The organism is Chryseobacterium sp. JV558 (assembly GCF_033712365.1).
In the GTDB taxonomy this organism is placed as follows: Bacteria; Bacteroidota; Bacteroidia; order Flavobacteriales; family Weeksellaceae; genus Chryseobacterium.
Genome location: NZ_WJHU01000003.1, coordinates 108,737 through 133,492, shown reverse-complemented (window position 1 = coordinate 133,492; position 24,756 = coordinate 108,737). Strand labels below are relative to the sequence as shown.

Genomic DNA, 24,756 nt, shown 5'->3' with positions numbered 1-24,756 from the left:
TTTTTTTAAAACTACCAAATTTATTTTCAAAAATTTTAATTTTCTTCTGAAAGGTACTTTCTTAGTTTATTTATTGCTTGTTCTATTTTTAAATTTTCTTGTTCTTTTTCTAATTTTTTGATCGTATTTCCCAGCATGATCAATGCATTATTCCATTCTCCAGTGGTGTTGGTGAAAGTGAGTCCATCAATTGTTACTTCAAAAGCAACCCTCTCTCCAGTCCTGTAAAGTCTGAAACTGATTTTATCATCTCTGCCTGTAATCCCGTCTTCATTGATTTGTAAATCGTAACTTTTTGGGTTAGAGTGGATTTTCTTAAAAAGCAATTTTGCTTCTTGTATTTTTAAATCCGGCATGATATAAAATTTGGTAGCCTGTAGAAAACTACAGACAATGATTTATCAATAATATTTTTCATCAGTGCAGCCATATCCGGGTGACCAACTATGACTAAAATTTTTGCAAATATAATGCTTTTGTGACATATAACGTAAATGGAATGAATTTTTACAACAAAAGTAAAGGCTCTATATTATAATGATATTAATTTCAGGTTGTTAGGATGTTGTAATTTTTAATGATTTTCTCAGGTTCACTATGGAAATCCGTAAGATCTTTACCTTTTACAGCATTTTTTTTAATACCTAAGTTGATTTTGAACGCAAAGTATAGAAGACCTTAATCCATAAAAAAACCTTTAACAGATCTGTTAAAGGTTTGTAAGTTGTAGCCTATAGGGGAATCGAACCCCTGTTGCAAGAATGAAAATCTTGAGTCCTGACCACTAGACGAATAGGCCAAATTTTGAGGTTGCAAAAGTAATCATTAACTTTTTAACTTCAAAATTATTTTTTTTAATTATTTATAGACTTTTTGTATCACCGTGTTTTTGACACCTTTAGCCTCAAGTTCTTTTTGAAGCTTTGCTGCATCTTCCAACGTGTACACTTTTCCATAGGTATAATAAAAAACGCCATTGTCTTTCTCTCTTTCTACGTCTTTCAGATTCTGAAGGATATAAGAATTACCGTTTAGCTTATCTCCGGAGTATACTTCTATGGTGTAATACCCCATATTAATCCTTTGATTAGGCATAAATCCAACGGCAAAAGCATTTCTAAAGCCTGCATCCTTAGCTGTTTTAAGATTAATGTCTTTTACAGAAGCCATATTCGTTACAGCATAGTAATACTTGTATTGTCCGTTTTCCTTAAGAGTAAGAATGTAATTCAATCCTTTCAGAGCAGGATCATTTTCATTGTATTTCGTAGGCGAACTCATCAATAGAATTCTGAAATCATTTTTCAGAGGAGTTTCAGCTGGTTTTTCCGGTTCTGGCTTTTTGATCGCAATAGAACCTCCGGATTTTCTGTCAACCGCTTTTTTGTAATCTATGATTGCGTTATAGATACTTTCTGAAATCTCAGTCTGTCCTTTGTCTGACGCAATATAGTGGCTTTCTTCCGGATGGTTGATGAAACCTGTTTCTATCAGTACAGATGGCATGGCATTCATACGGAGAACGTGAAGGTTCTTCTGGAAAACACCTCTTGAAGAACGTTTGTCTTTATTCACAAAGTTGTCTTCTACCAATCCTCCCAAAAGAAGACTTGATTCCAGATATTTGTTCTGCTGAAGTTTTAAGGCAATTAATGACTCCGGAGAATCAGGATTGTAAGAACCGAAGGTCTGCTTATCTTTTTCATCCAGGAAGATCACATCATTTTCTCTTTTGGCTACCTCAAGGTTTTCATTATTCTGGTTAGGTCCCTGTACATAGGTTTCTGTACCATATGCTGTAGGTCTTTGGGAAGAATTACAGTGAATGGATACAAAAAGATCTGCTTTACTCCTGTTGGCCAGGTTGGTTCTGTCAGATAGAGAAGGATATTCGTCAATTTTACGGGTATATATGACTTTGAAATCTCTGTTTTTCTCTAACATTGCGCCTACTTTTAACGTAATGGCAAGTGTAATGTCTTTTTCCGCCACTCTTCCAATGTCGGAATAGGTCCTGTTGGCCCCATGATCACTTCCTCCGTGTCCAGCATCCAGAACGATAGTAAACTTCTTCTGAGAGAAAATAAAGTTGCTCGTAAGGATAAGGAGAAATGATAAAATTATTTTAAAATTTTGTTTGTGCATCTTACAGTTATAAAAATTATATTAATTTTGGGCCTTAATTATATATAATAAAATTGGCCAAAACCGTCCTCAAAAATATATTACAAATTTTAATTATCCTAATTTTTAACAATTTTTTAGCACAGAAAACTCCTGAAAAATTGCCTAAAAATGCGGTTAATGATACTATTTCCAAAAAGGATACCATAGTTGTAAAAAAAGAAACTTTAGATGATGTTCTTCGCACAAAAGCTGATGATCAGAGAAGAGACATCCCTAAAAAGATGACTTTTCTGAACAAAAATGCCCAGGTGAAGTACCAGGATATGCAGATTGATGCAGACTATATTTCAATTGATGATAATAAAAATCTGATCTATGCCAGAGGAAAACAGGATTCTTTAGGGAAAATTATTGAGCCCGTAATTACCACACAGGCCGGGAAAAAGTACGAAACCAACGAATTCAGCTATAATACAAAAACCAAACAGGCTATTGCTTTCAATGCGAGAACAGAAGAAAGTGAAGGGGTAATTATAGCGCAGAAGACCAAAAAATATAATGACTCCGTATTCGCGATGAGAAAAGCGGATTATACAACGGATGATTATTTCATTAAGAAAAAAGATACGGCCGCGGATTATTTTATGAGAGCTTATAATATTAAGCTGATTAAAACCAAAAGCAAATCTCAGATCGTTACAGGACCTATCCAGATGTTTATAGAGCAGGTTCCTACCCCTCTTTACCTTCCATTTGCCATTTTACCGTTTTCAGATAAAAGAGCGGCCGGTATTCTGATTCCAAGTTTCGGAGAAAGGGAAGATGTAGGATTTTTCCTTAACGGAATAGGATATTACCAGCCAATTGGAGAACACTTTGACGTTAAAGTTCTTGCTGATATCTATACCAAAGGAAGCTGGAATTTACGTCCTCAGGTAAATTATCAGAAGAAATACCGTTACTCCGGAAACTTTACGGCGGATATCGGAACCATGGTAAGAGGTATTAAAGGGCTGGATGATTATACAAAAAACAGTACCTATAGAATCAACTGGACGCATTCTCAGGATTCTAAAGCGAATCCTTTCCTTACCTTCAGTGCTTCTGTGGACATTGTAAGTACGAAGTTTTACAATAATCCGCTTAACAACAACTATATTTTCAACCAGAATGTATTGAATACCCAACAGAACTCTACGGTAACTCTTACCAAAAGATTTCTGAAACTTCCGGCAACAATTACAGGAACGGCTTCATATTCACAGAACTTTGCAACAGGATTGGCAGACCTTCGTCTTCCACAGATGAACGTAGCGATTAACCAGTTTTATCTGTTTAAATCAAGAACAGGAATAAGACAGGGACTTCTTGAAAATATTACAGTGAATACAGGTTTCAATCTTACCAATTTCGTTAATACTCAGGAAAACGAACTGTTTAAAAAAGAAATGTGGGACAAAATGCAGACGGGGCTTAAAAACAATATCGCATTGGCTACCAATACCACAGTGGCAAAATATTTTACCTTCAGTTTAAGTGCGAATATCGACAATGCATTGACGACAAAAACACTGAATAGATTCTATGATCCGGTAAAGAACGTAACAGTAGATGAGATCAATAAGAATTTTACAGGATATTCTACATTCTCTACTTCAGCCAGTCTTCAGACCACACTTTTCGGAATGATGAAATTTAAAAAAGGATCTGCAGTAGAAGCAGTAAGACATATGATGACACCAAGTGTCAGCTTTACCTATTCTCCGGATTTTTCAAGTCCTAATTTCGGATATTATAAAAATTATTACAATGCAACCGGAGCGCTTACTCCTTATTCTATTTTTGAAAAAGGAATCATAGGAAGCCCGTCAAGTGGAATGCAGGGAGCTTTAGGTTTCAATATTGGTAACAATATCGAGATGAAAGTAAAATCTAAGAGCGATTCTACAGGAGTGAAAAAAATCAAGATATTTGAATCTTTGAACCTTTCAGGAAGCTACAACTTCGCTGCTAAGGATCACCCTTGGTCTGTGTTCTCAATCAACGGACAATCTTCTTTCTTTAATAATAAACTTACGGTAAATACCAGTCTTGCGCTGGAACCTTATAAAATAGATTTCTCTTCAGGCCAGGATACTGGGGTAAGAACAGAACAGTTCGGACACTTTAGTGTGCAAGGATTCAATGTTCAGCTGTCTTATCCTTTAAGCAGCGAAATTTTTGGAGAGAAAACAGATTATGCTAAGAAATACTCATCAAAAGGAGAGGTCCGAAATGAAAATTATTATTTTGATGATGATCATTATGCCCATTTTGACCAGGCATGGACTTTAAATATCAGCGCGAACTATGCCTACTCAAAAGGACTGAGCAAATTTGCCAACAAAATTGCATCGATAGGATTAGACGGTAGTCTTAAGCTGACACCTTTCTGGAATATCACAGGAAGTACTCATTATGATATGGTGACTAAAGAATTGGCGTATACGAGAATTGGTTTTTCAAGAGATCAGCGAAGTTTTACGATCAATTTCAACTGGGTTCCTTTCGGACAGTATAAAGTGTATGACTTCTTTATCGGGATCAAAGCCAATATCTTAAGTGATGCATTGAAGTACAAAGACAGAAGCTTTACCCAGCCTAATGCACCTTTCTAATATCAGATTGGCATTTGATAATATAAATTTTATATTTGCAACCAAAATAAATTCTAATGAAATCACTGCTGAAGAAATTTTCTTACTGACAAAAGTGATGGCATATGACCTTAGAAAAAAATAAATATCCGCTATGAAACAAATAATCAACACAGTTAATGCACCTGCAGCTATCGGTCCTTATTCACAAGCTAATATGGCAAACGGAGTTTTGTATATCTCCGGACAGATTCCTGTAGATCCTGCAACTGGTAAATTGGTAGAAGGAATTGAAAAAGAAACGCACCAGGTAATGAAAAACCTTGAAGCAATTCTTACTGAAGCTGGAATGACTTTCAAAAACGTTGTAAAAGCAACAATCTTCCTTAAGAGTATGGATGATTTTGCTGTAATGAATGATATCTATGCATCTTACTTAGATTCAGAAAGCTATCCTGCCCGTGAAACAGTACAGGTTTCTTGCCTGCCTAAAAATGTGGATATCGAAATTTCTATGATCGCACATCAGGATTAATGAATTTTATAAGAAATACAATTGCGGTTCTGGTAGGTCTTGGTATTGCAGGGCTTATTATTACTCTTGGTATAAGGGTTTTTCCGCAATGGATAACTTTTGATGCTTTTGCTCCGTTTGAGCACTGGCAGAGGTTTCTTTTCAGTATGAAAGATGATCAGGCGTTTTTCGGATTCCTATTGTTTATTTCCGGATTGGGAACTACTATTGGAGGCGTTGCAACAGCGATCATCGTTAAATATGCTAAAGTAGCTTATGCTATTCTGATCGGTTTTATTATGCTCTTTATTGCGATGCTGGATGTGATTATATTTCCTTATCACCCTACATTTTATAAGATCTCTATTTTCCTTACATTCTTTCCGTTTTCCTGGATTGGAGGTAAGATTGTAGAAATTATTTATGAGCGGAACAAACAGAAAAGAATTGCTGAAAAAATGAATAAACCTAAATAAATAATAAAAAAACGCTGCAGATCTCTGCAGCGTTTTTTGTTGATATGAAAAACTAATTTTGTTTTCTGATTAAGGCATTTTGAATCCTTTTGTGTAAATTCTTCCGTAGTCATCTACAAACTTCACCTGTACATTTCCCTGGTATTTATCCAGGATCTTTTCTACGTCTTTCTGAGAATTCACAGGCTTGCCGTTTACTTCAATAATGATATAGTTGTCTACGATTCCTATTTTAGCCATTTCGCTGCCTTCAGAAACGCTTTTGGCAACAACACCACTGTTCAGTCCATATTCTGTTTTGAAACGCTCTGTAAGCGGGTCAAATTCAGCTCCTATTTTTTCAGTTACACTAAGATCAGCTTTAGTTCTTGTAGAAGTACCTCCTTTCTGGTCTCTAAGTGTTACTGTAGCAGTTCCGTCTTTACCATTTCTAGAATACGTTACCTGAACTTTGTCACCAGGACGCTTGCTTCCGATTGACATAGAAAGATCAGCAAAATCAGTAATATCGTAGTTATCTACTTTAGTAATAATATCTCCTTTTTTCAATCCTGCATCTTCAGCACCGCTGTTTTCGCCGAATCCTGTAATATAAATTCCAGAACCTATTTTCAGACTCGTTTTGAACTGTTTGTTGTATGAAGTTACCAATTGATCATTCGAAAGATCTAAAGATTGTACTCCTAAGAATCCTCTCTGTACAATTCCGAATTTCTTGATATCCTCAACAATTTTTCTGGCTAAGTTAGAAGGAACAGCAAATCCATATCCCTGATAATATCCTGTAGTAGACTGGATTGCAGAGTTAATTCCGATAAGTTCCCCATTCGTATTCACCAAAGCTCCTCCCGAGTTTCCTGGGTTGATCGCAGCATCCGTCTGGATAAAGCTTTCAATAGGATTAGTTGCTTTTCCCTGGCCTCCTAAGATTCCGATACCTCTTCCTTTAGCCGAAACAATACCTGCTGTTACCGTAGAGTTTAATCCCAATGGATTTCCTACCGCAAGTACCCATTGTCCTACGTCGATATTGTCAGAATTTGCAAAATTTAAATAAGGAAGACCTTTTTCTTCAATCTTTAATAGAGAGATGTCTGTATTTGGGTCAGTTCCTACCAAAGTAGCGATATATGATTTTTTGTTGCTCAATACTACTTCCAGTTTATTAGCACCTGCTACCACGTGGTTATTGGAAATAATGTAACCGTCCGGAGAGATGATGACACCTGAACCCATTCCTGATGGCATGTTGTCAGGAGCCTGTTGCTGCTTCTGTCTCTGCTGGCCCTGGCCTCTTCCCCCGAAAGGATCTCCGAAGAAAAAGTCAAATAAATCCTGCTCAGAAGCTCTGCTTGCTGTTCTGCTTTGGTAATTTTTAATGGTAACTACAGCCGGAACGGTTGTTTTGGCTGCTTTCACAAAATCGTCACCTACTGCCCCTGTATTCATTCCTGCGAATGAGGTATTAGGTGCTGATGCTCTGAAGTAAGATTGATCTCCATTGTTGGAGTTGTGTCCTAAATATTGTATGGCTCCAACGGTAGTAGCTCCGGAAATTACTCCTACTACTGCAAATGGTAATAGTTTTTTTAAAGTACTCTTCATTGTATATCTTTCTTGTTTATTAATTAATTTCTTTTTTATGTTTTTGAGTAAACAAATTTAATGTTAAATAAGTAAGCAATTAGTATGCTATGTTTCAATTTTAACTAAAATTTAACGGCTATTATATCATTTTATGCCTTATGTCATAATTGTTAATGTCAGAGTTAACAAAACTTAAAAAAAAATTAAAGAAAATATGTCAGTTTTTAGAGTCTAAGTATGCTGTATTTTCCATCTTTTATTGTCAGATAGTCACTATCAGCCGCTCCTTATTCATAATCTGTGATTTGTGTCATAAAGATACTTAATTCGAAAATGATTATCTTTGCAAAAATTTTATTCTCACTTAAAACGTTTATAGCATGCAACTGTATAACACCTTAAGCGCAGAAGAAAGAGCTCAACTTATTGATGAAGCCGGTAAAGACCGTCTTACTTTGTCTTTCTATGCGTATGCCAAAATTGAAGACCCTAAAAAATTTCGCGACGAATTATTTATAGCCTGGAATGCACTGGATGCACTTGGCCGTATTTATGTAGCAAAAGAAGGAATTAATGCTCAGATGAGTGTTCCTGCGGATCAGTTTGAGGCTTTCCGAAATACGCTGGAAATGTATGACTTCATGCAAGGAATCCGTTTGAATGTCGCTGTTGATCAGGATAACTATTCTTTTTTAAAGCTGACAATTAAGGTTAGAAATAAAATTGTTGCTGATGGTTTGAATGATGAAACTTTTGATGTTACCAATAAAGGAATTCACTTAAAAGCTCAGGAGTTCAATAATTTACTTGAAGATCCCAATACCATAGTAGTAGATTTCAGAAATCACTACGAAAGTGAAGTAGGGCACTTTGAAGGGGCAATTACTCCGGATGTGGAAAATTTCAGAGAAAGTTTACCGATTATCAACGAGCAGTTACAGGATTTTAAAGAAGATAAAAACCTTTTGATGTACTGTACCGGAGGAATCCGTTGCGAAAAAGCCAGTGCTTACTTCAAACATCAGGGTTTCAAAAATGTTTACCAGTTGGAAGGCGGAATCATTGAATACACCCGCCAGATTAAAGAAGAAGGAATAGAAAGTAAGTTTATTGGTAAAAACTTCGTATTTGACCACCGTTTAGGAGAGAGAATTACAGATGACATTATTTCACAATGCCACCAGTGTGGAAAACCATGTGATAACCATACCAACTGTGCTAATGATGCTTGCCATTTATTATTTATCCAATGTGATGAATGTAAGGCAGCAATGGAAAACTGTTGTTCTACAGAATGTTTGGACACTATACATTTGTCTTGGGATGAGCAGGTGAAATTAAGAAAAGGACTACAGGTAGGAAATAAAGTGTTCAGAAAAGGAAAATCTGATGCCTTGAAATTCAAAAACTCAGGAGATTTACCAGATGCGCCATTAGCAAAAGCTGAAACAAAAAATATCCGCCAAAAAATTGCTGTCAAAAAAGAATTGATTGGTAAAGCAGAACATTATTATTCAAAATCGAAAATTGCACAGTTCTTAATTGAACTTAAGGATCTGTCAGTAGGAGATAAAGTATTAATTTCAGGGCCTACAACCGGAGAACAGGAAGTGGCGGTTACTGAAATGTATGTAGATGGCGGTCCTTGTGAAACTGCAAAACCTGGAGATCAGATTACTTTTGAACTTCCATTCAGAGTTCGTTCATCTGATAAACTGTATAGAATTGTGCAAAACGCATAATCAGGAATAAGCGATAAAGCTGCAAAAGCTTGTCCGGTAAAAATTATTTCAGTTAAAATAACTTAATAATTATGCTAAAAGCTGAGCTTAGAAAAAAATATACCCAAAAAAGAAAAGCCTTGTCTCTAGATGAGGCTTTCTTGTTATCTGAAAAGATTTTTGAAAATTTCATTCATCATTTCAATCCTAAAGGTGGAGAAAAAGTACATGTTTTCATCCCGATTCTGGCAAGAAAAGAAATTGATACACAAATCTTTATTCACTATTTTTTATCTCAAAATATCCGCGTTTATGTTCCTAAAATTGTGGGTGATAAGCTAATTACTATTGAAATCTTTGAAGATACTGTTTTTGAAATCAGCAGCTGGGGAATTTCAGAGCCTGTTTCCAATGAGGATTCAGGTGAAAATAACTTTCAATATGTGATTACGCCATTGCTGTACTGTGACAGAAAAGGGAATAGAGTAGGATATGGGAAAGGTTTTTATGATAGATTATTCCAAAACATATCAGTTGAGACCAAAAAAATCGGAGTCAATTACTTTGACCCCGATGAATATGTGGATGATGTCTGGGAAAATGATATTCCCGTGGACTATTTGGTTACTCCTACAGAAGTACTGTCTTTCTTAAGTGGCTTGGAATAAAAATCTAAAAAGTAAAACTTAAATTCCTTTTTGAGTTTGGAAGTAGATAACAAAATGTATTGTGCATTCTTTTCAAAGCTTCCCAACGACTTGTTTTTATTATCAAAATATTCTACACTGAACTTAGCATAGTCTAATGTGTCTTTTTTATAAAACTCTTTATATACATTCAGATTGCTGACCTTTGCTGTTTTTACTTTCATACTATCCAGCTCTTTCAGTAATCTTTTAAACGTCAAAGAATCCGGTTTGTGGAAGTAGCTTTCCATTTGTGAATAAATAACGGTGTCTATTTCCGTGTTTCTATTTCCGGATAGATATAGAGTAGACAGGTCAAAAAGTTCCTGAACTTTCTGTTTGGTAATGGAATTGATCGCCTGCATGCTGTCCATCTGTACTGCCGGATAGCTCTTTTCGTTGTTGCTATTTCGTAGTTTATCGAGGTCGCTTACCTCTGAGGTTTTATTATTACAGGCAATAAATAATGTCAGAAGTACGGCGAAAATTAAAAAATTACTTATTATTTTCATTTGTGGTAGCAATTTTAAATTTGATGGATACAATCTTACCTTTGTTATCCTTTTTCATTTCTATTACATTCAGGTTTTTCAGTGAAGTCGTTGGAGTGGTTACCAGAGTGATGTATTTCTGCTTATCCAGTCTTTCTATCCCGTAGGTATCATTGTCGTATACCTGGTAGATCACGGCATTGCTGCTGATTAAATTTTCCAGCTGATTTCTTTTCTGTTTAATGAGAGCAACCTGTTCGTCCGGATTTCCTCCTTTGATGTCTTTTATCGAGAAATAGTACACTGCCATCTTATAATCATCCGGCTTTAGTTCTATTTTTTCCTCCTCAGGTGCATTCTCAAGGTTTCTGTTGACTTCCAGTGGCTCATAGAAAGGAGCACTGATGCGCATTTTTAAATTTTTATCCTTAGTAGAATAATAAAAACACTCCCCTGGTTTTATTTTATACATCAATGGAGACTCATTTTCTTTCACCACCATTATTTCTAAAGTGTTGATGACAGAAACTCCTCTGTCTTTATCAATGAAACAATATTTATAGGTTTTTGAAAAAAGTACGTCTTTAAATCCCAAAAGACCGGTAATTGTAATCAAAACCGAAGTAACCAATGCCCAGGCGTTCTTTTTGATGAAATTTTTCTTAGGCGGAACAGGAGAAATTTCAATTTCCTGCGTTGTTTTTATGTTTTGGTTAACTTGTTGATTTTCAGTATTTGATTTTTGTAAATCAACGTTTTGTGTGGGTGTATTTTCGACTTTTTTAGGTTGAAATTCTGTTTTTGGAAGTTCAGGAGCTGCAGAAACTGTTTTTTCAAGTTCATTGATTTCTTCTTCTTCCAGATTTTCATTTTCCTGTAGCAGTTCGCCTGCAAAAAGATGCAGTTTCTTGAACTCGTACCATGAGTCGTAACCCGTATAGATACTCAATAAATTGAGCATATCTATCCTTGGTAATTTCGTAACCGGTGAACTTTTGAAATAGGTGTAAAATGACTTTTCACTGATATTGCCTTTTGCCTTTTTGCGTAGGTCTTCCTGAAAATATATAATATCTATACCCTTCCACTTGGATATATCATCCTGCGAAGGGGTATGTTCTTTTAAGTATTGACCCTGAACATCCTTTTTTAGCTGCTCAAAGTGTAATAGATCTAAATCTGTCAATTTTTCAAAAAATAATTAAATTGTTGATTATCAGCTATGTTTTTTTGTAAAACTATTTTACAAAGGTATTACAATTATTTTTCATAAACAAATTTTCTAACTGCTATACCTTTGTCTTGTTCAAATAACAGAACAGAAGAAAATTTTATAAAACAATATTAACAAAATTAAATTTAATTTATTATGAAAAAGTCATTATTCGTAGCTGCTATCGCTGCAATCTCTCTAGTTGCTTGTAAAAAAACTGAAGCTACTTCTACTGAAGGAACAACTGATTCTGCTGCTGCTACTGTAGCTGATTCTGCTGCTGTAGTTTCTGACTCTGCTGCTAAAGTTGTTGATTCTGCTGCAACTACTGCTGTAGAAGCTACTAAAGATGCTGCTGCTGCTACTACTGCTGCTGGTGCTGAAGTTGCTAAAGATGCTGCTAAAGGAGCTGGAGAAGCTGCTAAAGGAGCTGCTGATGCTGCTAAAGGAGCTGCTGATGCTGCTAAAGATGCTGCTAAGAAATAATTCTAGCATAAGCTTAACAATAAAAGAACCGTTTCACCCAGTGAAACGGTTTTTTTATGCTTAGTCATTACCAGCCGAAGGCGAAGCAATCTCATTGAAAATAAAGTTCAGCCTTATTTATCAATAGCCTTTATCCTTTCTTTTGTTTTAAAGATTCATAGCAGGTAATAGCTACTGCATTACTCAGATTTAAAGAATCAATACTTCCGGCCATAGGAATCAGCGTATTTTTTCCTTTTCCGATCCAGAAATCACTCAATCCCGAATGTTCCGTTCCAAATAATACTGCAGAACGCTGTCTGAAATCTCTCTTATAAAGATCTTCAGCACTTTCGTCCATCAATGTAGTGTAGATATTGAAGCTGTTTTTTTGCAAAAATTCCAATGTTTCTTCATTTTCAGCCTGATATACTTCCATACCAAAAAGACAACCTACACTGGATCTGATCACATTAGGGTTGTAAAAATCAGTTTTTCCGTCAGCTACAATCAATGCATCTACCCCAAATGCTTCGCAACTTCTTAAAATAGCTCCAAGATTTCCCGGTTTTTCTACTCCTTCAACAATAATTACTGTAGAATTTTCTTTAGGAGCGAATGATGAAAGTAGAGTCTCCTTCGCCTGATAGATCCCGATAATTCCTTCGGAACTTCCTCTGTAAGCTATTTTTTCATATACTTTTTCACTCACATAATGGATTTTTCCCTCGGGAAGGATTCCTTTAAAGATATTTTCACAGACAAAGAATTCCAGCGGTTCAAAATCATACTGCATGGCTCTTTCATTTTCCTGCTGGCCCTCTACTACAAAAACTTTTGATTTTTTACGAAATCTGTTGTCAGTAAGGAGCTTAGTGACATTTTTTATTTTTTCGTTTTGAAAACTTTCTATCAACATTCCGCAAAATTATGCAAAATTTATGATTGAACTTCTCTGGTTTTGATAAAAAGACTTTTCCAGGTTATCTTGAAAGGGAGTTTATTTTTTCTTTTTAGATAAATAGCAAAGGATATAATAGCAGCAATGGAAATTAATTTATAGCGATTTGCAGAAATATGGCTGTCCAAAGATTATATTCTGATTTAAAATAAACCCATGAAATCCGGATTTAGATTTCAGATGGTTCAACAAGATTGCTATTGTCAATAAGACTTTGAGGCAGATCTTTTTTGTTTTTGATACCCAACGATTTCAGCTTCTGAGTCTGGATGACAAGGTTGTCATTTCCGGTATGAAGCTGTTTGTAAGCATCATTATATACATTTTTCGCCTGGTCAAGATTTCTCCCAACTTTCTCTAAGTTATCAACAAAACCTACAAATTTGTCATACAATCTTGCTCCCCGCTCAGCAATCTCTATGGAATTTCGGTTTTGGTATTCACGTTTCCAAAGATCAGCAATCAGTTTAAGGGAGGTGATCAGGTTACTGGGATTCAATAACAGGATTCTTCTTTCGTAGGCATAGTTCCAAAGATTCTGATCAGCCTGCATGGCTGCAATATAAGCCGGTTCGCTGGGAATAAACATCATCACGAAATCTAATGATTTTCCGTAGTCATCGTATGCTTTTTGACTCAATTGATTAATATGATTCTTGATAGATCCAAGATGCTGGCTCAGTTTTATAGCGTATACATCAGCATCGGTTTCGTCTACCAATTCGGTAAACGCAGTCAGAGAAACTTTAGAATCAATGATAACATTTCTTTCATCCGGATATTTTATAACGGCATCCGGGCGCATTTTCTTTCCTGAAAATTCGGAGAATAAAGCATTGTTATCTTCGTCACGCAATTCATGCTCCAGGAAATATTCTCTTCCTTTTACAAGCCCTGATTTTTCAAGAATACTTTCCAAAATCATCTCGCCCCAGTTCCCCTGAGTTTTACTTTCCCCTTTCAAAGCGCGGGTCAGTTTTTTTGCATCTTCAGAAATCTGTTGGTTCAGCTCTGCCAGTTCTTTTACTTTTTCGGCAAGGGAGAAACGTTCTTTATTTTCCTTTTCATAGGCTTCGTTGACTTTGTTTTTTAAGTCGGCAATTTTCTCCTGGAAAGGTTCAAGGATGTTTTTTAAATTATTTTGATTTAAAGCAGTAAACTTTTCTGTTTTTTCCTCCAAAATCTTATTCGCCAGATTCTCAAACTGAAGTTTGGATTCTTCCTGGATTTTTACAATTTCTTCCTTTTGAGTATCCAGAGACTTCTGTAGCCCTTCATTTTTTGCAGAAAGTTCTGAGTTTTTGGCGAAGATATCCTGTTTTTCAATGATGTGTGCTTCTATTTGAGAGGTCTGTCGCTGATTGAATTGTTTCAATTCCTGAAACTGGATGTTTAAAGAAGAATATTCAGCGGAGATTTTAGAGAATTCATTTTTCAGATCATCCAGAAGATCCTGCTGCAGCATATTGGATTCTTTCTCTTTGCTGAGATTTTGATTAAGTTCCTGAATTTTCAGGGTTGAATTTTCAAGATCAGACTGAGTTTTAATAGATAAGGTATTCAGCCCGTCATAAGAGCTTCTCGAAACCATTGATGATTTCAATGCAAAATACAATATCACCGCTCCCAGCACGCCACCGGCAACAAACCCAATAATTAAATATATCATCTCCATCTTCCAAAATTATGAAAAAAGGGTGGAAGTTACTATCAAACATATTTCAACTTTCATGAGGTTGCTTACGGTTTGTTTCCTCTATGTTTTCCCAAAGATTACCTATATTTATGGGAAATTTCAGAGACTTATGAATATTTTGTTGGTAGAAGATGATCAAAGAATCAGCAATTTCCTGATAAAAGGCCTTTCCGAGGCTGGTTACAATCTGACCCTTGCAGATTCCGGAGAAAAGGCACGTGAACTTCTTCATACCTATGATTTTGATCTTATTTTAATGGATATTATGCTTCCGGGATTGGATGGGATGCAGCTTACGCAGCTTATAAGATTTAAAGGAAATTATACACCGATTTTGGTTTTAAGTGCCCTAAATAGTCCGGATGATAAGATCAAGATGCTGGATATGGGAGCTGATGATTATTTATCAAAACCATTTCATTTTGAGGAACTTATTTCCAGGATTAAGGCTTTAACCAGAAGAAATAAATTAAGTTATCAGAAAGAAGATCAATACCTGTCATGCGGCAATATTACGATTGATACAGACCTTCACAAGGTAACGCAGGACAACAGGGAAATTGAATTTTCTCCCACAGAATACAAACTTTTTACTTTCCTGATGGAGAATAAAAACAAGGTGCTGAGCAGAACCCAGATTTTGCATAAAGTATGGGGAATTGATTTTGATAATACAACGAATGTAGTAGATGTTTATATTTCCTATGTGCGTAATAAAATTGACGAAACAGAACAGAAAATTATTCATACGGTAAAAGGAACCGGATATCTAATTAAAGACTGAAAATGACTCTCAGAAGCAGGTTTACTCTTATTTCAAGCCTTTCATTCGGCATTGTTTCTATCATCACATCTGCGGTGATATTCTTTGCCTATTATGACAGTACCAAGATTTTTTATTTTGAAAAACTAAGGAATACGGCTCTAATTTCTGCTATTTATTATCTTGATAAAGATGAACTTCCAAAAGACCGCCATGCCCAGATCAAAAAAGAATACAATCATCTGATTCAGAATAACAGAGTAGCTGTTTACAACCAGAACAATGAGGTTACTTTTGGACAGAACCTTAATGATAAGAATATCAAACCTTTTCACCTGCAGGCAGTCCGGGCTAATAAAGGCATGCAGTTTATGTCGGATAACCAATTCTACTATGGGATTTTCTATCCGGATAACCAGGGAGACTTTGTGGTTTTTGTAAAATCCCCTAATGATTCATTTCAGTCGCAGATATTAAGGCTTGCTATTATTATGCTTTCTGTATTGGTGATTGGGCTGCTTGCGATTTATTTTCTGAGCAGGTATCTTTCAAAGGTGGTTTACAAACCTATTTCCAATGTAGTGGAGCGCATCAATAAAGTGGATTATAATAATATTTCTACCGCAATTATAACATCTGCCAATACGAATGATGAAATTGAGGATCTGATAAAATCCTATAATAAACTGCTGGGCAGAATTTCCGAAAATGTACTCTTGCAGCAAAACTTTATTAATTATGTTTCTCATGAATTTAAAACTCCTCTGGCAGCAATCTCCGGAAATCTGGAAGTTTTTGCCCAAAAGGATAGAACTCCGGAAGAGTATAAGGAAGTAGCAAAAGAATCATTGGAGAATGTATATGAGATTGAAAATATTCTCAACAATCTTTTACTGATGTCCGGAATGACCAAACTTGAATCTTCTCATCAACCAATGAGAGTGGATGAACTGATCTGGAAAATTTACGAGAAACTGGATACTAAAGCAAAAGAAAAGAACTCATCCATTAAAATACAGCTTCAGGTAACAAATCCTGCTTTGCTGGAATTTCCAGGAAACGAAACGCTGCTGTACTTAGCGTTATATAATATTGTTGAAAATGCGATCAAGTATTCCTATGATCAACCCATAGTGCTTATCTTGTCCGAGAAAGATAATCAATTGTATATTGAAGTCAGAGACGAAGGAAGAGGGATTCCGTCAGATGATCTTGTAAAAATATCTGAAACTTTCTACAGAGGAAAAAATGTAGATACCGTTAAAGGAAGTGGAATAGGCTTATCCCTTTCGAAGAGTATTTTCGATCATCATCATATTATAATGAAGATTGATTCTGTTGTCAATGTTGGAACTACTGTCCTTCTTAAATTTCCGATTCACTCATAATCGTGTTATTGGTGAAATTATTCGTGTTTTAAAAGTTCTAATCAAACTCTAATGTTGAACTAACCGAATTTTAATTTTGTTTAAAATTCCCTCTAATATTAGACAAATAGCTTTGTAGTCTTAAATAAAAGACCCTTGAAGAAGCTATTTTTAACCCTATTTTATATTCCCTGTTTCAGTTTCTTTTCAGCGCAGATTTCAGATACTATGAAAATCAGCAGAAAGGAAGCTGAAACTATTTTTCTGGCTAAAAACCTTGACCTTATTGCACAGAAGCTTGAAATTTCACAAGCTGAAGCTCGTGCTGTTCAGGCTAAATTTTGGCCCAATCCCAAATTAAGTATCAGTGAAGTGAATCTATGGAGAACCTATGATATAGAAGAGCAGCCTGCATTGATAGGAAACTGGGGGAAAAATACACAGATCTCTGCCGAGATAGAACAGGTGATTCAGACTGCCGGAAAGAGAAGGAAAAATATTGAACTGCAGAAAATAGAAGTGGAAGGAGAGAAGTATGAATTGCAGGAAGTATTGCGTGAGCTTAAGAAAACATTGAGAAATACGATCACTGAAATTCTTTACAATCAGGAACAGCAGAAAATCTACCAAGGGCAGATTGCTTCCATTGAGAAACTGACAAAATCCTATAATAATCAATTAAGCCTTGGGAATATCAGTAAAGCTGAATATGTCCGGTTGAAAGCACAGGAAATTGAATTCAAGAAAAAACTGATTTCTTTAAAACAGGAAATTGAAGATCAGCAGGTAGAGCTGAAAGCCTTATTGATGCTGCCTTCTCAAACGTATCTGGTGATTTCGGATTCATTTGTCATGCCGGAGAAACAACTTTCAGAACTGGAAGTGAACCAATGGATGGAGAAGGCAAAAGAAAACCGCCCCGATATTCTGATCTCGAAAAATAAAGAGAAACACGCAGCCAAAAATCTCGAAATACAAAATGCTATGAAAACTCCCGATGTGGCTGTTTCCATAGGGTATGACCGTGGTGGGAATATTATGAAAGACTTTATAGGGCTGGGAGTATCTGTGGACCTTCCCATTTTCGACCGCAATAAAGGAAATATCCAGGAAGCCACACTTGAAATTGAAAAAAGTAAAATAGAAACCCGTAAAAATATGTTGAAATCTGAGAACGAAATTGTCTCCGTTTTTAGAAACTATATCCGGACACAGCAGGTTTCAGAAGAAATCGATGAAAGCTATGAATCTACATTGGATGGATTGCTGGTAAGCCATGAGAAAAATTTCAGACTAAGAAATATCAGCATGCTGGAATACATGGATTTTCTGGATACCTACATCGGAAATAAAATGATCATACTGGATACTAAAAAAGAACTTAATCAATACTACGAAAACCTGCAGTATGTTGTAGGACAAGACTTATAAGATATGAACAAGAATACTACCAAATATATTGCTGCCATTTATATGTCTGCGCTGGTGATCCTTGCGGGCTGTGCAGAAAAAAAGGAAAATACCGAAGCCGAAAAAAAATACTGCATCAGTAAAGAACTTAAAAAAGATATCAAATTTGCTAAAGTTGAAATGCTTCCTATAGAAGAAAGTATCACGCTCACCGGAGAAGTAGAAAGTAACTCAGATAAAACAGTTCCTTTTGTAAGTCTTGTGGATGGAGTGGTTACGGATACTTATTTCTCTTTAGGAGATTATGTGAAAAAAGGGCAAACGCTGGCGAGTGTAAAAAGTACAGCTGTTAACGAAATGCAGGATGATACCCAAACTTTACAGGCACAGCTGGCAGTAGCAAAAAGAAAGCTGTCTTCAGTAGAAGCGATGTATAAAGATGATATTGCTTCTCAGAAAGATTTGCAGGAAGCAAAATCTGAAGTTGCCATTTTGCAGTCTAACATTTCCAAGACACAGAAAAATATGCAGCTGTATTCAGCAGGTGGGAGCACCATTCAGATCAAAGCACCTGCGGACGGATATGTTATTTCAAAGAATATTTCCAAAGGAATGCCGGTAACAGCAGGCGGAGATCAGCTTTTTACCATTTCCAATCTGGATAAAGTGTGGGTAATGGCGAATGTATATGCAACCAATATGAGACACGTTTATGTAGATCAGCCGGTAATGGTGAAGACTCTTGCTTATCCGGATGACAGCTTCTCCGGAAAGATTGATAATATTTCCCAGGTTTTCAATGAAAATGAAAGAGTACTTAAAGCGAAAATCATTATGGATAATAATGGAATGAAGCTAAGACCGGGCATGTCTGCTGATGTAGTGTTACCAATTAATTCACAAAATAAAAGTGCGCTGGCTATTCCTGCCAAAGCGTTAATCTTCGATAATAATCAAAGTTATGTTGTGGTCTACAAAAAAGACTGTGAGCTTGAGATAAGACCGGTGACGGAAATAGCTTCCAACAGCCAGTATATCTATGTAGAAGGTAATTTAAAATCAGGTGAAAATATCATCGCTTCCAACGGACTGCTGATCTATGAAAACCTGAAAAACCAATTAAATAATTCCACGAAGTAATGCGAAAATTTGTACAGAATATAGTTTCCTTCTCTTTAAAAAACTCATTGATTGTTCTTTTGGGAACTTTTCTATTGCTTGCCGGAGGAATCTATTCCTACATACATACTCCTATTGAAGCATTTCCGGATGTTACCAACACAAGAGTAAGGGTAATCACTCAATGGCCGGGAAGAAGTGCTGAAGAAATAGAAAAATTTGTCACATTACCCATTTCGAAGGAAATGAATGCCATTCCGAATAAAACATCGGTGCGTTCTATTTCCCTGTTTGGATTATCTGTGGTCACCGTGATTTTTGATGATCATGTCAATGATTTCTATGCTCAGCAATATGCATCCAATAAATTAGGAAATGTAAACCTTCCCGCAGGAGCAGAATACAGTATTGAACCTCCTTCCGGGGCTACGGGTGAAATTTACAGATATATTATTAAAAGTAAACTTCCGATCAAAGAAGTTACATCCATTCAGGATTGGGTAGTGGAAAGAGAATTACTGGCTGTTCCCGGTGTGGCGGATGTAGTAAGTTTTGGTGGAGAAGAAAAAACCTATGAAATAAAAATTAATCCTACGGAATTACACAATTACGACCTTTCCCCCCTGGATGTGTATGAAGCAGTTTCGAAGAGTAATATCAATGTAGGAGGAGATGTAGTGGCAAAAGGAGATCAGGCTTATGTAGTGCGGGGGATTGGTCTTTTGGAGAAAAAAGAAGATATTGAGAATATTCAGATCGAGGTAAAAGGATCTACGCCTATTCTGGTAAAACACGTTGCTGAAGTGAAAGTTTCTGCAAAACCAAGATTAGGACAGGTAGGATACAACAAAGAAAATGATGTTGTAGAAGGAATTGTGATCATGCTTCGTGGCGAAAACCCTAGTGAAGTAATAGCAAGACTGAAAGACAGGATAGAAGAACTGAACGGAGGAGAACTGCCGGGAGATGTTCAGATTGTTCCGATCATTGACCGTACAGAACTGGTGAACACCACTGTTCATACCGTTTCCAAAAACCTTATTGAAGGAGTCATTCTTGTTTCCATTATTGTATTTATATTCCTGTACAACTGGAGAACAACCTTTATTGTAGCATCAGTCATTCCTTTAGCATTTCTTTTTGCTATAATTATGCTGAAAATTCAGGGATTACCCGCTAATCTTATTTCTATGGGAGCGCTGGATTTCGGGCTGCTTCTTGAAGGAACACTGGTCATTGTAGAACATGTCTTTGTCGCTCTCGAACTTAAAGCCAGGAAAATAGGATTGCAGAGATTCAATAAAATCTCAAAACTGGGGATCATCAAGAAAAGTGCGGGAAGCGTAGCCAGTTATATTTTCTTTGCCCTATTGATTCTTATTGTTGCCTTGATGCCTATTTTCTCTTTCCAGAAAGTAGAAGGTAAAATGTTCTCTCCTTTGGCATTTACGCTGGGGTATGCATTATTAGGATCACTGATCTTAAGTTTGACTTATGTTCCGGCAATGTGTAAGCTTTTATTGACTAAAAATATTGAAGAGAAAGAAAACTTTATTTCAAGATTTTTCAGAGTAAATATCTATAGAATCTATGAATTTAGTAACCGTTATAAAAAAGGATTCATCATTGGATTTATTGCTTTGCTTGCTCTTTGCGGATGGAGATTCTCCAATTACGGCTCCGAATTTTTACCCAAGCTGAATGAAGGTGCCATCTATGTAAGAGCAACCCTTCCGAATAGTGTTAATCTGGATGAATCTGTAAGGCTGACCAAAGAAATGAAGGAGATTCTCATGAAATATGATGAAGTGAAATTTGTCATGACCCAGACAGGCCGCCCGAATGATGGTACCGACCCTACAGGTTTCTTTAATATCGAATTTAATATTCAGCTGAAACCGGAAAATGAATGGAAGAAAAAAATATCCAAAGACGAACTTCTCGAAGAAATGAGAGTTTCCCTTGAAAAATATCCGGGAATCAACTTTGGATTCAGCCAGCCGATACAGGATAATGTGGAAGAATATGTAGCAGGGGTAAAAGCTCCGCTGGTTATTAAAATTTTTGGAAATGATCTCTTTGAGCTTGAAAATTATGCCAATAAAGTAGCCAATTCTATCAGAACAGTTCCTGGGATTTCAGATGTCAATGTTTTCAAAAATATCGGACTTCCGGAATTGAGAATACAGCTTCACGATTCTAAAATGGCAAAATATGGTGTTTCCACAGCAGATGCACAAGCCGTGATTGAAATGACGATCGGAGGACAGGCTGCTACGAAATTTTACGAAGAAGAAAGAATGTTTGACGTAATGCTTAGGTTTGAAAAACAATACCGTGACACGCCGGAAAAAATGGGAAATATTCTTATCCCAACTCAGGATAATAAAAAAGTGCCATTGAAAGAAATAGCCACCATAGATTATCACACCGGACCGTCATTTATTTACCGTGAAGGAAACAGCAGGTACATTGGAGTTGGATTTAATATTGAAGGGCGTGACCTTGGAAGTACTATTAAAGAAGCCAAAGCTAAAGTAGATAAAGAAGTAAAACTTCCAAAAAATCATAAAATGACATGGGCAGGAGAATTTGAGAGCAAAGAAAGAGCCGCAAAACAGCTGGCAATGGTAGTTCCGATCTCTTTAGTTCTAATTCTGATGCTGTTGTATTTCAACTTTGGGAACGTAAAAGATACGCTGATCTCTTCTATTACCCTTGCATTTGCATTTATCGGAGGATTTTTATCCCTTTGGTTTACGGGAACCATTTTTGGAATTTCAGCAGGAATCGGTTTCATCATCCTTTTCGGAGTAGCAACTATAGACGGTATCGTTCTGATTGGAGTCATGAAAGAAAATCTACAAAACAGGCTATCTCTTAAAGAATCCATTGCACAGGGAGTGAAGAGTAGAATTCGTCCGGTGGTTATGATTGCCCTGATGGGATCTATGGGACTTCTTCCGGCAGCAATGTCCAATGGAATGGGTTCCGAAATTCAGAAACCTTTAGCCATTATGATCGTTGGAGGATTAATTATCTGTATGCTGCTGTCATTTACTGTATTACCAATTATTTTCCATTATGCCTATCGTAAAAAAGCATAAGGAAGCAATATAGTTTCTTTTATTTTGTTCATTATGAGCCGGGATTCTTGAGGAAGATCCCGGCTTTTTTATGAGTTTTTTGTAGATTCTAAAATCTCAATATTTTTCACTACATCATTGCTTTCACATTTTTTTAATTCTTTTAAAAGGGCAGGAGTGAGTATTTTTGGATTTAGTATTTGTGTAGCAACTTTTGCGGCCGCATAATCTACAATACCGATTACTGATTCTCTTAAAAAATTCGGAGTGTTGGATGCAATGACTGCGGTTGCCCAGGAAGTATCTCTTGCTTTGGAAATCGCAAAATCAAGTACAGCATTATCTTGTCCATTAGAGAGTTTGTCAATAAGATCCACGGGATAACAGATTTTGTTTAAAGAATTCTGGACGTTCTGATTAATGGAAGCAATGACAGTATTAATGTTTTCAAAATCTTTTTTCAACGGATTTATTTTCCGGTAAGGCATGATTGAAGCTGCAGAAATACCGAGATCCAAATTGATATGAGCGTTCATGCCCAAAAATATATGCTGTAGGATCAACAGGTTTTTATTCTTAGTGGCTTCAAAGGCGATATACCATGAATTTGTGCATTTTTCTCCTTTGCTATAACTTTCCCATGCCTGCAGGTATCTTTGTGCAAAAGCAAGATCAAGTAAAGTCATTCTTAGATTGTCTTCAAATTTTTTCTGTTGAATGCCTTTCAGAACCTGTGCGGTCATGATTCTGTAAGTACAGGCAAAATATCCTGCCGGACTCTTGTTTTCTTTGCACCAGATAATAATTTCATCCAGTTTTTTAAGAACTTCTTCAATGGTTTTCATGATGGTTTTTTGTTTAAAGATATCGAGAAATAGATTATCACACTATAATGTACCTGTATTTTAATTAATTCCCTTGTTTATGATTTATGTCATTTTAGCTTTGTACGCAAAGAATTAAGTTTGTAGACTTAAAATAAAATATGAAAAAACTAAGTTTCTTTTTTGCAAGTATTATTTTACTGCTTGCAACTTCTTGCTCTACTGAAGAGCTTGAAAATCCTAACCTAAATGAAAACTCAAAAAAAAATTCAGGGAGAAGTTTTGCTAAAAGTGCCGGGGATGGAATTTATGACGTCTTGGGGTACGGTTATAATGCAACAGGAGAATATGCTAATTCTAACTCCTCCGGATATCAGGTAATTGATGTTGAAAGGTTCAAAAACGAACAGACCGGAAGATTGATTACTGATAATGTATTTTCTCAGGAATATCTTGAAGAATATGGTGAAAGTGCAGAAGCCTATTCAAAAATGGTATCTACGAAGGTAGGAGCGACAGCTGGATTCTCTTTATTTAAAAAGCTTATTTCAGTTAGTTTTAGTTCTTCGGTTAGTAACACGACTACCAATAAATTTGACGCTAAATATATTTATGGTAGCTATAATCTTTTAATTAAACAAAGAAGATTCAGGTTTAATGCTACTCCTGTCTTATTGTCTGATTATTTGACTCCTGAGTTCTCTAGCGATTTACAGTCCAATAGCCCTGCGCAGATTGTCAACGATTATGGTACTCACGTTGCAGTAGATATTTATACCGGAGCGAAGTTAGATGTTATGTTCCAATCTGAAACAACGAATCAAAGTCGTGAAAAGGCAGCCAGAATTGGTGTTAAAGTAGGAGTGAAAAGTATTTTTGATGCAAATGTTGATAATGACGTAGATACTTCGGAATCAAATAAGAACTTTTCTAGAAAATTATCCTTTAAAACCAGAGGAGGAGATCCATCTAAGGGCTTAGTGGGAGAGCTAAACCTTGATCAAACGAATCCTAAAATTAATATTTCCACCTGGCAGAACAGTTCAACACCTACTAATGCTGTATTGGTAGAATTTGGGAGTAATGGTTTGATACCACTTTATGAACTTGTTAAAGATCCTGTGAAGAAAGCTCAGTTAAAAGCTTATATAGATCAATATTTAATTGACAATCAGGTGAGGCTGGATTATACAAATACGGCAAATCTTGTGAATGGTAATTTTGTTAGAAATCCTGCTACCAACCAGATCTTTTTTATGTTTGAAAACAAACTGAGATATATCCAAAGTCCTATGACACTTTACGGATTATTTAATATTACCAGTGGTGAAATCGCGACTATTAGTCCAAGTAATTTGTCAACAGTAGAACGTGGGGCTGACTTAACACCTGATAATGATCTTAAACAGGATAATTTTACCAATAAGATATACATGAGAGAAGGTAATACTTTAAGATATATTCCAAATATTGGTATTTATAATAAATATAGATTTAATAATAATGCGGTTAAAAAAATAAATGGAACAAACGGTTATATAATCGGGAGCGATATTTTTTAATTTAAAAGTATAATTGTAAAAAAAGAGACTGTCACAAAGACAGTCTCTTTTT

Annotated in this window: 20 protein-coding genes and 1 tRNA gene; 12 read left to right on the top strand and 9 right to left on the bottom strand. The window is 35.9% G+C overall.

Annotated elements, in window-relative coordinates; translation table 11 throughout:
* Nucleotides 1–35: 35 nt before the first annotated feature.
* The 3 genes from GFU89_RS11580 to GFU89_RS11570 form a co-directional block, all read right to left on the bottom strand.
* Nucleotides 36–356 carry a hypothetical protein gene (locus GFU89_RS11580; RefSeq protein ID WP_047380487.1) on the bottom strand — a complete coding sequence of 107 codons (321 nt, stop codon included), beginning with the start codon at nucleotides 354–356 and terminating at the stop codon, nucleotides 36–38.
* Nucleotides 357–727: 371 nt separating this feature from the next.
* Nucleotides 728–799: transfer RNA gene (locus GFU89_RS11575), tRNA-Glu, on the bottom strand.
* A 59-nt stretch (nucleotides 800–858) separates the two neighbouring features.
* Nucleotides 859–2,145 carry an N-acetylmuramoyl-L-alanine amidase gene (locus GFU89_RS11570; RefSeq protein WP_318847271.1) on the bottom strand — a complete coding sequence of 429 codons (1,287 nt, stop codon included), beginning with the start codon at nucleotides 2,143–2,145 and terminating at the stop codon, nucleotides 859–861.
* Nucleotides 2,146–2,198: 53 nt separating this feature from the next.
* Here GFU89_RS11570 and GFU89_RS11565 point away from each other — a divergent pair, with 53 nt between their 5' ends.
* The 3 genes from GFU89_RS11565 (at nucleotide 2,199) to GFU89_RS11555 (ending at nucleotide 5,753) form a co-directional block, all read left to right on the top strand.
* Complete coding sequence (locus GFU89_RS11565; protein ID WP_318847270.1) at nucleotides 2,199–4,784, top strand: putative LPS assembly protein LptD; 2,586 nt, start codon at nucleotides 2,199–2,201, stop codon at nucleotides 4,782–4,784.
* A 133-nt stretch (nucleotides 4,785–4,917) separates the two neighbouring features.
* A complete protein-coding gene (locus GFU89_RS11560; protein WP_034694591.1) occupies nucleotides 4,918–5,298 on the top strand; it encodes a RidA family protein in 381 nt (126 codons plus the stop codon).
* Complete coding sequence (locus tag GFU89_RS11555; protein ID WP_318847269.1) at nucleotides 5,298–5,753, top strand: hypothetical protein; 456 nt, start codon at nucleotides 5,298–5,300, stop codon at nucleotides 5,751–5,753. Before GFU89_RS11560 ends, GFU89_RS11555 begins: the two co-directional genes overlap by 1 nt.
* 69 nt (nucleotides 5,754–5,822) lie before the next feature.
* On the opposite strand, the gene GFU89_RS11550 is transcribed toward GFU89_RS11555, so the two are convergent.
* The gene (locus GFU89_RS11550; RefSeq protein ID WP_318847268.1) at nucleotides 5,823–7,358 is read right to left on the bottom strand and encodes a trypsin-like peptidase domain-containing protein; all 1,536 of its coding nucleotides are present in this window, start codon (nucleotides 7,356–7,358) and stop codon (nucleotides 5,823–5,825) included.
* Nucleotides 7,359–7,720: 362 nt separating this feature from the next.
* Between GFU89_RS11550 and GFU89_RS11545 the strand changes: the two genes are divergently transcribed.
* Together GFU89_RS11545 and GFU89_RS11540 are read left to right on the top strand one after the other, a co-directional pair.
* Nucleotides 7,721–9,082, top strand: a complete 1,362-nt coding sequence (locus GFU89_RS11545) for a rhodanese-related sulfurtransferase (protein ID WP_318847267.1) — start codon at nucleotides 7,721–7,723, stop codon at nucleotides 9,080–9,082.
* A 71-nt stretch (nucleotides 9,083–9,153) separates the two neighbouring features.
* On the top strand, nucleotides 9,154–9,729 hold the full coding sequence (locus tag GFU89_RS11540) for a 5-formyltetrahydrofolate cyclo-ligase (protein ID WP_318847266.1): 576 nt from the start codon (nucleotides 9,154–9,156) through the stop codon (nucleotides 9,727–9,729).
* Here the strand turns inward: GFU89_RS11540 and GFU89_RS11535 are convergent.
* Together GFU89_RS11535 and GFU89_RS11530 are read right to left on the bottom strand one after the other, a co-directional pair.
* Nucleotides 9,678–10,259, bottom strand: coding sequence for a hypothetical protein (locus GFU89_RS11535; protein WP_318847265.1), 582 nt, complete (start codon nucleotides 10,257–10,259; stop codon nucleotides 9,678–9,680). The two genes, GFU89_RS11540 and GFU89_RS11535, sit on opposite strands and share 52 nt — an antisense overlap.
* Nucleotides 10,243–11,424 carry a hypothetical protein gene (locus GFU89_RS11530; protein WP_318847264.1) on the bottom strand — a complete coding sequence of 394 codons (1,182 nt, stop codon included), beginning with the start codon at nucleotides 11,422–11,424 and terminating at the stop codon, nucleotides 10,243–10,245. Before GFU89_RS11530 ends, GFU89_RS11535 begins: the two co-directional genes overlap by 17 nt.
* 183 nt (nucleotides 11,425–11,607) lie before the next feature.
* Here GFU89_RS11530 and GFU89_RS11525 point away from each other — a divergent pair, with 183 nt between their 5' ends.
* Nucleotides 11,608–11,937 (top strand): hypothetical protein, encoded by a 330-nt coding sequence (locus GFU89_RS11525; protein WP_318847263.1) that lies wholly within the window; start codon nucleotides 11,608–11,610, stop codon nucleotides 11,935–11,937.
* 130 nt (nucleotides 11,938–12,067) lie between these two features.
* Here GFU89_RS11525 and GFU89_RS11520 read toward each other — a convergent pair whose 3' ends face one another.
* Both GFU89_RS11520 and rmuC read right to left on the bottom strand, forming a co-directional pair.
* Nucleotides 12,068–12,835 carry an RNA methyltransferase gene (locus GFU89_RS11520; protein WP_318847262.1) on the bottom strand — a complete coding sequence of 256 codons (768 nt, stop codon included), beginning with the start codon at nucleotides 12,833–12,835 and terminating at the stop codon, nucleotides 12,068–12,070.
* 211 nt (nucleotides 12,836–13,046) lie between these two features.
* The gene (rmuC, locus tag GFU89_RS11515; RefSeq protein WP_318847261.1) at nucleotides 13,047–14,552 is read right to left on the bottom strand and encodes a DNA recombination protein RmuC; all 1,506 of its coding nucleotides are present in this window, start codon (nucleotides 14,550–14,552) and stop codon (nucleotides 13,047–13,049) included.
* Between the two features lie 130 nt (nucleotides 14,553–14,682).
* Between rmuC and GFU89_RS11510 the strand changes: the two genes are divergently transcribed.
* The 5 genes from GFU89_RS11510 (at nucleotide 14,683) to GFU89_RS11490 (ending at nucleotide 22,339) form a co-directional block, all read left to right on the top strand.
* Nucleotides 14,683–15,357 (top strand): response regulator transcription factor, encoded by a 675-nt coding sequence (locus GFU89_RS11510; RefSeq protein ID WP_318847260.1) that lies wholly within the window; start codon nucleotides 14,683–14,685, stop codon nucleotides 15,355–15,357.
* Between the two features lie 2 nt (nucleotides 15,358–15,359).
* Nucleotides 15,360–16,724: a HAMP domain-containing sensor histidine kinase gene (locus tag GFU89_RS11505; protein ID WP_318847259.1), complete on the top strand. Its 1,365-nt coding sequence runs from the start codon at nucleotides 15,360–15,362 to the stop codon at nucleotides 16,722–16,724.
* 135 nt (nucleotides 16,725–16,859) lie between these two features.
* Nucleotides 16,860–18,134 carry a TolC family protein gene (locus tag GFU89_RS11500; protein ID WP_318847258.1) on the top strand — a complete coding sequence of 425 codons (1,275 nt, stop codon included), beginning with the start codon at nucleotides 16,860–16,862 and terminating at the stop codon, nucleotides 18,132–18,134.
* 3 nt (nucleotides 18,135–18,137) lie between these two features.
* On the top strand, nucleotides 18,138–19,253 hold the full coding sequence (locus tag GFU89_RS11495; protein WP_318847257.1) for an efflux RND transporter periplasmic adaptor subunit: 1,116 nt from the start codon (nucleotides 18,138–18,140) through the stop codon (nucleotides 19,251–19,253).
* On the top strand, nucleotides 19,253–22,339 hold the full coding sequence (locus GFU89_RS11490) for a CusA/CzcA family heavy metal efflux RND transporter (protein ID WP_318847256.1): 3,087 nt from the start codon (nucleotides 19,253–19,255) through the stop codon (nucleotides 22,337–22,339). Before GFU89_RS11495 ends, GFU89_RS11490 begins: the two co-directional genes overlap by 1 nt.
* Before the next feature lie 68 nt (nucleotides 22,340–22,407).
* On the opposite strand, the gene GFU89_RS11485 is transcribed toward GFU89_RS11490, so the two are convergent.
* Entirely contained in the window at nucleotides 22,408–23,163 is a 756-nt protein-coding gene (locus GFU89_RS11485; RefSeq protein ID WP_318847255.1) for a DUF5995 family protein, read from the bottom strand.
* 140 nt (nucleotides 23,164–23,303) lie between these two features.
* Between GFU89_RS11485 and GFU89_RS11480 the strand changes: the two genes are divergently transcribed.
* Nucleotides 23,304–24,704, top strand: coding sequence for an MAC/perforin domain-containing protein (locus GFU89_RS11480; protein WP_318847254.1), 1,401 nt, complete (start codon nucleotides 23,304–23,306; stop codon nucleotides 24,702–24,704).
* Nucleotides 24,705–24,756 lie beyond the last annotated feature (52 nt).

What these genes read in the sequence shown, in the direction of transcription:
- GFU89_RS11580 (WP_047380487.1), bottom strand. Translation starts at nt 356, where the DNA reads ATGCCGGATTTAAAAATACAAGAAGCAAAATTGCTTTTTAAGAAAATC.
- GFU89_RS11570 (WP_318847271.1), bottom strand. Translation starts at nt 2,145, where the DNA reads ATGCACAAACAAAATTTTAAAATAATTTTATCATTTCTCCTTATCCTT.
- GFU89_RS11560 (WP_034694591.1), top strand. Translation starts at nt 4,918, where the DNA reads ATGAAACAAATAATCAACACAGTTAATGCACCTGCAGCTATCGGTCCT.
- GFU89_RS11555 (WP_318847269.1), top strand. Translation starts at nt 5,298, where the DNA reads ATGAATTTTATAAGAAATACAATTGCGGTTCTGGTAGGTCTTGGTATT.
- GFU89_RS11550 (WP_318847268.1), bottom strand. Translation starts at nt 7,358, where the DNA reads ATGAAGAGTACTTTAAAAAAACTATTACCATTTGCAGTAGTAGGAGTA.
- GFU89_RS11545 (WP_318847267.1), top strand. Translation starts at nt 7,721, where the DNA reads ATGCAACTGTATAACACCTTAAGCGCAGAAGAAAGAGCTCAACTTATT.
- GFU89_RS11540 (WP_318847266.1), top strand. Translation starts at nt 9,154, where the DNA reads ATGCTAAAAGCTGAGCTTAGAAAAAAATATACCCAAAAAAGAAAAGCC.
- GFU89_RS11535 (WP_318847265.1), bottom strand. Translation starts at nt 10,259, where the DNA reads ATGAAAATAATAAGTAATTTTTTAATTTTCGCCGTACTTCTGACATTA.
- GFU89_RS11525 (WP_318847263.1), top strand. Translation starts at nt 11,608, where the DNA reads ATGAAAAAGTCATTATTCGTAGCTGCTATCGCTGCAATCTCTCTAGTT.
- GFU89_RS11520 (WP_318847262.1), bottom strand. Translation starts at nt 12,835, where the DNA reads ATGTTGATAGAAAGTTTTCAAAACGAAAAAATAAAAAATGTCACTAAG.
- rmuC (WP_318847261.1), bottom strand. Translation starts at nt 14,552, where the DNA reads ATGGAGATGATATATTTAATTATTGGGTTTGTTGCCGGTGGCGTGCTG.
- GFU89_RS11510 (WP_318847260.1), top strand. Translation starts at nt 14,683, where the DNA reads ATGAATATTTTGTTGGTAGAAGATGATCAAAGAATCAGCAATTTCCTG.
- GFU89_RS11505 (WP_318847259.1), top strand. Translation starts at nt 15,360, where the DNA reads ATGACTCTCAGAAGCAGGTTTACTCTTATTTCAAGCCTTTCATTCGGC.
- GFU89_RS11495 (WP_318847257.1), top strand. Translation starts at nt 18,138, where the DNA reads ATGAACAAGAATACTACCAAATATATTGCTGCCATTTATATGTCTGCG.
- GFU89_RS11490 (WP_318847256.1), top strand. Translation starts at nt 19,253, where the DNA reads ATGCGAAAATTTGTACAGAATATAGTTTCCTTCTCTTTAAAAAACTCA.
- GFU89_RS11485 (WP_318847255.1), bottom strand. Translation starts at nt 23,163, where the DNA reads ATGAAAACCATTGAAGAAGTTCTTAAAAAACTGGATGAAATTATTATC.
- GFU89_RS11480 (WP_318847254.1), top strand. Translation starts at nt 23,304, where the DNA reads ATGAAAAAACTAAGTTTCTTTTTTGCAAGTATTATTTTACTGCTTGCA.